This is a genomic window from Flavobacterium sp. NRK F10, assembly GCF_024054235.1.
Taxonomy (GTDB): domain Bacteria; phylum Bacteroidota; class Bacteroidia; order Flavobacteriales; family Flavobacteriaceae; genus Flavobacterium; species Flavobacterium sediminis.
The window spans coordinates 3,024,260-3,032,300 of sequence record NZ_JAMXLC010000001.1 but is presented as its reverse complement, the minus strand read 5'-3'; the positions used below and the strand labels follow the sequence as shown (position 1 = coordinate 3,032,300).

The window sequence follows — 8,041 nt, the reverse complement described above, 5'->3', positions numbered from 1 at the left end:
TTGCCAGTCGATCTCGCCCTGCGCATCGAGCTTCACGATCCAGTAGTCTCCCAAACCGTAGTTCTCTTCTGTTTTATCGCCCGATGCCGGAGAATTGGAATAACCTCCCAAAATATAACCGCCGTCTGTCGTTGGTTGAATGCTGCGCAATTCGTCCACATATTTTCCGCCGATGGTTCTTTGCCATTCGATCGTTCCGGTTTCACTGAGTTTTACGACCCAAAAGTCCAGATTCCCTCGCGAGTCTTCTGATTTACCATACAAATCGGGAGTTTGTCCTTCCGGAGTTATCGTTTTATTGGAAGAGGAAGTTCCGCCTAAAATATAGCCGTTGTCTTTGGTCTGGGCAATGCTTAAAAGCTTTTCCATTCCGCTACCGCCAATGGTTCTTTGCCACAGTTGTTGGCCTTTAGCATTGAGCTTGATGATCCAGAAGTCTTCTTTACCTTTGCTGTTTTCGGTTTTGTCGGAACCTTTATCGGAAGCGGAAGTACCGCCGAGGATAAATCCCCCGTCACCGGTAAGGGCTATGCTTTGTAACAGGTCTTCTTTGTTGCCGCCAAAGCTCTTTTGCCAGTCCAAATTGCCATGCTCGTCCATCTTCCAAACCCAGTAATCCAGATCGCCTTTGTTCTTTTCGTCTTTGTTGCCGTTTTTTCCGGAAACCGAACTTCCGGCCAGGATAAATCCGTAGTCAGGCGTCGGTATGGCATCGTATAAGTATTCGGCATGTTTGCCTCCATAGGTCTTTTCCCATAGGATGTCCTGCGCTGAAGTAATGGCAGGAATCAATAATGCAGGGAAAATAGCGGTTAAGCGTAATTTTATTCGCATTGCATTTTATTTGTAATTAAATATGGATAAATGTATATTTTTTTTGTAATACGAAAAGGCAAATAGTTGTTTTTACGGTTTTTTCAGTTTTAACCGGATATTTTCAGATTTTTGAACGTTTTTAAGATTTTATATCTATCAATTTTCTTTAAATTGTAATTTTTATCTAAAAAAATGCAATGGACAAAAAATCAACACAATGTCAAAATCTTACTCAAAATTGTTTTTTTAGGCATTTTGTGTCAATTTTTTTGATAGATTTTTTTTGACACAACAATTGTGGCATTTCTTTTTAAACTATTTTTTTGCCACAAAAAGTGTGATTTTTTTTCTAATGTGATTTTTTTGAACACAAAAGTTGTAGCAAATTTTTCATAGTAGTTTTTTTGTTACGGTTTTTTGAAAAAATCTATTTATCTAACTGTTTCTGAAGTATTTTTAAAAAAGTTTTGACATCAAAAGGTTTTACAATAATATCATTGATCTGTGCCTCATGAATCTTATCCATGATCTCATCTTTTTCAAAAGCTGTTACAGCGATAATGGGCAATGTAAATCCTTTTTCTCTGATTAATTTTGAGGCTTCAAAACCATTGATCTTAGGCATATTGATATCCATAAGAACTGCGTCAAAATGCTCCTGTTCTAAACTCTCTAAAGCCGTAAACCCATCGTCTACAATTTTACATTTAAAGTGATTGTTCTCTAGAAGATGGCGGGTTACCAGTTGGTTTATCTTATTGTCTTCTACAACTAATATATAATATTCTTTTGTAGTCTTCTCTTCACGGGTTACAGGAATACTTTCTTTTTTAGTTGCATCTTCTTTTTGTCCTTCTTTTAAGGGAATTGTAAAAATAACTTTAGTTCCTTGATCCTCTTTACTTTCCAAAGAAATGGTTCCGTTAAACAATTCTACCAATCGTTCAACAATGGTTAATCCTAATCCGGTTCCTTGATAGTCTTCATCTTTTCGGTCAATCTGTACGAACTTTTCAAATACTTTCGCCTGATATTTTTCAGGTATTCCTATTCCGTTATCCTCAACAGTAAACTGAATAAATAATGTTGTATCTCTTTTCTTTTTTAATTTGGCTTTTATAAGGACTTTGCCTTTTTGCGTGAATTTGAGAGAGTTGCTCATTAAATTAAAAATGATCTGTGAAAGCCTTACGTTATCGCCATACAAACATTCCGGAATCGCTTCGTCAATTTCAATAGCAATTGTATTTTTATTCTTTCGGGCAATAGTTTCAAGAGAATTTTTGATCGTAACTAAAGTTTCTTTTAAATGAAATGTTCTGTTATCCAACGTTACTTTATTCTCTTCGATCTTATTCAGATTCAAAATATCATTTACAAGAGATAATAAGTATTTTGCTGAAAATTTCAAAGATTTCAAATACGTACTACCTTCCAGTTCTTTGTGCTCTTCTTCTATGATATCTGTAATACCTATTACACCATACAAAGGTGTCCTAAGTTCGTGTGTAATGGTTGAAATGAATTGAGACTTTACATTGGAAGCTTCTTCGGCTTTCTCTTTGGCAATACGCAACTCTTCGTTGATCTCAAGAAGTTTTTTATTTACTTTTTTACGCAATTTATTGTTTCGAACCGTAATTAAAAGCAAAACAAAAACAAAGGCAAAAAACAGAAACAATGCAATAATGAATACTTGTGTGTTTCGCAGTTTTTGGTCTTGCACTATTTTTTCAGCTTCCATTTTAACCAACTGCATTTTGGCTTCATTATTTTCTATTTCCTTACCGACACTCTTTACTTGTTGTATTCTTTGCTTATTATATACTTTATCTTCCAGAGAGTCGTGTTTCTCTAAAAAAAGATAGGCATTGTCATCATCACCTATCTTATGATAAAAATCCGAAATATTAGAATATGCTTCTACAATATTCCCTTCCAGATATTCTTCAGTATTTTTACTGCAAAGCTCAGCTGTTTTCAGAAAATACGCTCTTGCTTTAGGAAAGTTTTCATAAAAGCTATAATATTCTCCGTAAAGTGAATTCAAGGTCAGGTTGGCTTCCAGATCATCGGATTGGCTTACATAATCCTTTGCTTCATTCAGGAATACAATTCCTTTATCAAATTCTCCGTATGTAAAATAAGCAGATGTTAAATTCAGTTTTGAGAAAGCGATTTCTAATTCGTCTGAAAATTTCTTTGAAAATTCCAGGCCTTTTAAATAGCTCTCTATTCCTTTTTTGTAGTCAATTTTATGATAACAGTAAACATTTCCCAAATTATTATACAACCATGACTTTACTGTATCATTCTTAGTTTTGCTTGCATGGATTATTCCTTTATTAAAGAAATCTACAGCCTTTTCCAATTCTGCAAATTCCGTATAATTCAGACCGATGATATTGTAAGCTTTGGCTGCATACTCGTCCTCATCATACTGTAATGCCAATACAAGCGCCTTGTTTGCACAGTCCATTGATGTTTCCACCTTATAATCCATAAAGGAAACAGAAGCATCATGAAGTAATTTTTTTAACTCCTGTTTAGGTTGAATAGTATCTTGCCCGAAAAACAAGATCGTGCAAAACAAGGTTAAAAAAGGAAAGATCTTTTTGAGAATCATACGTACAAATGTATAATACTAAAATAAAAAAATCCTGATAAAATCAGGATTTTTTTTAAACGCTATTAACGAATTAATTTTTTATACTTAATACGTGTAGGAGTTACTTCTTTTCCTAGACGTTTCTTTTTATTTTCTTCGTATTCAGAGAAACTTCCTTCAAAGAAATACACTTGAGAATCTCCTTCAAAAGCTAAAATGTGCGTACAAACTCTATCAAGGAACCAACGGTCGTGAGAGATAATTACGGCACAACCGGCGAAATTCTCTAAACCTTCTTCTAAAGCCCGTAGTGTATTGATATCCAAATCATTTGTTGGCTCATCCAGTAACAGTACATTTCCTTCTTCTTTTAAGGTCATGGCCAAATGTAAACGGTTACGTTCACCTCCTGACAATGTGGAAACTTTTTTGTTTTGATCGCTTCCGCCAAAATTAAAACGGGATAAATAAGCTCTCGAATTGACCTGACGACCTCCCATCATAATCAATTCTTGTCCGTCACAGAAATTTTCCCAAATTGATTTCTCAGGATCAATATCTTTATGCGATTGATCTACATAAGCTATTTTAACAGTCTCTCCGATTGTAAACTCTCCGTTATCCGGTTGCTCCTCTCCCATTATCATTCGGAATATTGTCGATTTTCCGGCTCCGTTCGGACCTATAATCCCGACAATACCTGCCTGTGGTAATGTAAAATTAAGATCTTCATATAACAATTTATCACCAAAGGCTTTAGCAACATGTTTTGCCTCAATAACGTTAGTTCCTAAACGTGGTCCATTCGGAATATAGATCTCTAATTTTTCCTCTAATTGTTTTTGATCTTCATTCAGCAATCGATCATAGTTTTGTAAACGTGCTTTTTGTTTGGTTTGTCTTCCTTTTGCTCCCTGACGAACCCAATCCAACTCACGCTCTAAGGTTTTTCTTCTCTTAGAAGCTGTTTTTTCTTCCTGCTCCAATCGTTTTGCTTTTTGGTCTAACCAAGAAGAATAGTTCCCTTTCCATGGAATTCCCTCTCCTCTGTCTAATTCCAGAATCCAGCCGGCTACATTATCCAAAAAATATCGGTCGTGCGTTACGGCTATTACTGTTCCGGCATATTGTTGTAAATGCTGCTCTAACCAAAGAACTGATTCTGCATCTAAGTGGTTTGTAGGCTCATCCAGTAATAATACATCAGGTTGTTGTAACAACAAACGGCATAAAGCCACACGACGTTTCTCTCCTCCTGACAGAACGTTGATGGGAGTATCAGAATCCGGCGTGCGTAAAGCATCCATAGCTACTTCTAACTTATTATCGATCTCCCAAGCACCGGCAGCATCAATCTTATCCTGTAATTCAGCCTGACGGTCCATTAATTTTTGCATCTTATCAGCATCTTCATAGACCTCCGGTAACCCAAAATCGTCATTGATCTTATTGAATTCATCTAAAAGAGCATATATTTCTGCTGCTCCTTCGCGAACCACTTCAATTACCGTTTTACTCTCATCTAATTGCGGCTCTTGTTCTAAGTACCCAACAGTATAACCTGGTGAAAAAACAACATCGCCCTGATAATTTTTATCGACACCGGCAATGATCTTCAATAAAGAAGATTTTCCGGCTCCGTTTAGACCTAAGATCCCGATTTTAGCTCCGTAAAAGAAACTTAAATAAATATCTTTAAGTACTGTCTTATTTGTAGAAGAGTACGTTTTACTTACTCTCGACATCGAGAATATTACTTTCTTATCGTCTGACATATACGATTATAGTTTAAAATGTTTTTGATTTCTGAATAAATATAAATTATACTCTCCCTTTGAGAGCATTAAAAACCCATGCAATAGCAAAGAAACCTATTCCGACAGCGCCAAATCCCCAGCCGGCTACATCATCATATCTGTAGATAGCCAAACCTACGATCAATAACCCCATCAAAATCATAATAAAAGTTGCCCAAGCTAAAACAGTATTTTTATTCATCCTCATCTTATGAAATTTTATAACAAGCCGCAAAGATATAAAATCTTTATTTCTTATCCTTTTACATCGAGGAAAAACACAAATAGCAAGAGCAAGCTTTTAGAAGTTACCATATAGATTTAGCCCTCAAAAAAACACTTTTTAAGCATTTTTTTCTTACGTAAAAACACCTGTTTAACATTTTTTACAGAAAAAACGTATCTATTTTAACATTTTTTTCATTAGTTTTAGACAAGTTTTAGAATTCTTTAACACACAAAGCCCCAAGATTACAAATAAAACTTAATTCTTCTAAGCGGTTGAAAACTAATGTAAACTAATGCTTATGAAAAATCAAAGTTACACCCTGAAGACAGCTAGGGAAAGGTATTTCCTTTTACTTGCAATCATGCTATCTTTTAGCTATTTAAAGTTTTATCATGAAACTTTTGTAAAGACCATTCCTTCTTCAATCGAAGAAAATTACTTGAACCTGTTTGCTCATCATGTTTCATACATTGATCCATGCAGCACTGGTTACCCCTATTTACAAAAACAAACATGTAAACTTTTAAACTTATGAAAACTGTTACAATTCCTTCTTTCTTAAAAATAAAAAATGCATTTTCACTATTTTTTATTATTTTGATGGTTTCCGGTATGCAGGCGCAATGTCCCGGCGGTACCGAAAGAATTTATGCTACTAGTGATAACTGGACGTCCTTAGGGGGCTTCTTATCAAATGGCATAAATGGTTTTGATCATAACCCCTCAACAGCCTCAGAAATAACCGCCCTAGTTGGTTTACTTGGCATGGGAGGCGGTAACTATGATCTCCATTTTGATCAAACATTCCCTGCCGGTACTCCTGTAAGTATCAAGATGGGAAAACAATATAGCGGACTTAGTCTTATATCCGGCTTTTTAGTCTACGGATTAGATGACAATGGTAATACAATCGGCAGTGGTACATCCGTTGATGCCGGGCTTATCAGTTTATTATCAGCTGATTCTGCTTTTGAATTCACTTTTATTCCTAATAATACTTCCGGCGACCAACCTTTTGCAGGAGTACGGATCTACTTCGGAGGTGCTTTGGCTCTGGCAGATACATACAAAGTGTATGAAGCTTATGTAAAACAACCCTCAACTACTATGGATTGTACTTCATTTCAATTTGATTCATACGATGATGACAATAATGGTGTTGATGACTTAAACGACGGCATTCAACCTACTGATCCTTATGTAAAAAAAGGAGTAATGGATCTCTTTTACGGGGTCGAAGTCTTAGCCGGATTAGATGCACTGAGCGCCACAGCTTCAGTAGTACATCCGTATCTTGCCGCTGATGAGGATCTGGAAAGTTTTGCTTTATTGAATCGTGGTGTAGCATTATTAAATAGCGCTCAAATTGAAGTTGACTTTAAGAATTTAAGTGAACCCGACGATTCTTTGCATATCATTTTTTCGAGACCGGATAACGGCTTGTTACAGCTCGGAGCTATTAATGGTCTACAAATTACGTTATTCAACGGAACAACTCAAATAGGGGCACCTATAACTAATACAGATCCGGTCTTAAATTTAGCGCTTTTAAACTTAATAGGAAGCCCTGACCCGTTAGCAGCTATTACTATGGTTCCTCCGGCTCAATTTGACAGAGTAGTTATTAGTTATGGAGGTGTTGCTAATGTTCTGGATGCCATTCGAATACATGACGTTGATATCAAGCCGGTAATCGAGACCGTAATTGCTCCGAATGTAAATGGAGAAGTCGAACTTTGTTTTACTGACCTTTTGTCCTTACAGTTACACGATAATTGTACAACTTATCAGGTTTATGACAGTTCGGACAATCCTTTGGCAACAACCAATCATCTTGATTTTGAACTACCACCGGGGTTAACGGAAGGTAATTATACTTTTTATGTTCAGGCTATACGACAAGGATGTGAATTTGGTGCACGGGAAGAAATAACCGTACATATCAATCCGAATGCAACAACAACAGATTTTGGCGATATCCTTGTCAACGGTACTGTTCCTTCAGGCGATTTATGTTTAGTAACCAATCCCAATGTAACTTTAAATGCTCAATTGAGTGCTTCCAGTACCATAACAAACCCTGTTTATTCTTGGTATGACGAAAATGATACTCCCATTACAGGAGGTTCAAACGGAATACTAGATTTAGGAGCTCTTGCTGTAGGGACTTATACATACGGAGTAAGAGTAAGTGGTGATGCAATATGTGAAAATGTTACGCCTGTTGAGATAACATTTACAATCACTGATGAAGCTACTCCTACTGCTTCTGAAACAACTCAGGAATTTTGTGCTGCTAACAATCCGACAGCCGCTGACCTACAAGTCAATGAGTCTCCTATTGTGTGGTATGATGCACCTACCGGCGGAAATATCGTAGATCCGTCTACGGTGCTTACAGACGGTGCTTCTTATTATGCTGCTCATCAGGGAGCAAATTGTGAAAGTAGTGCTCGTTTGCAAATTGATATTACGATCTTAGATGAGCCTACTCCTACTGCTAACACGACTTCACAAGAATTTTGTGCCGCTAACAATCCGACAGCTGCTGACATGCAAATCAACGAGTCTCCTATTGTATGGTATGATGCT

General features: G+C 36.5%; 3 protein-coding genes and 2 pseudogenes. 1 reads left to right on the top strand and 4 read right to left on the bottom strand.

All coding sequences use genetic code 11. The annotated features are described in order from the left end of the window. From NHF50_RS13830 to NHF50_RS13815, 4 genes and pseudogenes are all read right to left on the bottom strand, one after another. A pseudogene (locus NHF50_RS13830) lies at positions 1-834 on the bottom strand (T9SS C-terminal target domain-containing protein); the annotation flags it as partial. A 409-nt stretch (positions 835-1,243) separates the two neighbouring features. Beyond that, positions 1,244-3,442 (bottom strand): ATP-binding protein, encoded by a 2,199-nt coding sequence (locus NHF50_RS13825; RefSeq protein ID WP_252777014.1) that lies wholly within the window; start codon positions 3,440-3,442, stop codon positions 1,244-1,246. A 65-nt stretch (positions 3,443-3,507) separates the two neighbouring features. Continuing rightward, positions 3,508-5,199, bottom strand: coding sequence for an energy-dependent translational throttle protein EttA (gene ettA, locus NHF50_RS13820; RefSeq protein WP_109570218.1), 1,692 nt, complete (start codon positions 5,197-5,199; stop codon positions 3,508-3,510). 46 nt (positions 5,200-5,245) lie between these two features. Next, complete coding sequence (locus NHF50_RS13815; protein WP_252777012.1) at positions 5,246-5,422, bottom strand: CAL67264 family membrane protein; 177 nt, start codon at positions 5,420-5,422, stop codon at positions 5,246-5,248. Between the two features lie 558 nt (positions 5,423-5,980). Between NHF50_RS13815 and NHF50_RS13810 the strand changes: the two are divergent. Continuing rightward, positions 5,981-8,041 (top strand): annotated as a pseudogene (locus tag NHF50_RS13810) (hypothetical protein); the annotation flags it as partial.

Coding starts and splice junctions, on each gene's coding strand:
- NHF50_RS13825 (WP_252777014.1), bottom strand. CDS start 3,442: ATGATTCTCAAAAAGATCTTTCCTTTTTTAACCTTGTTTTGCACGATC.
- ettA (WP_109570218.1), bottom strand. CDS start 5,199: ATGTCAGACGATAAGAAAGTAATATTCTCGATGTCGAGAGTAAGTAAA.
- NHF50_RS13815 (WP_252777012.1), bottom strand. CDS start 5,422: ATGAATAAAAATACTGTTTTAGCTTGGGCAACTTTTATTATGATTTTG.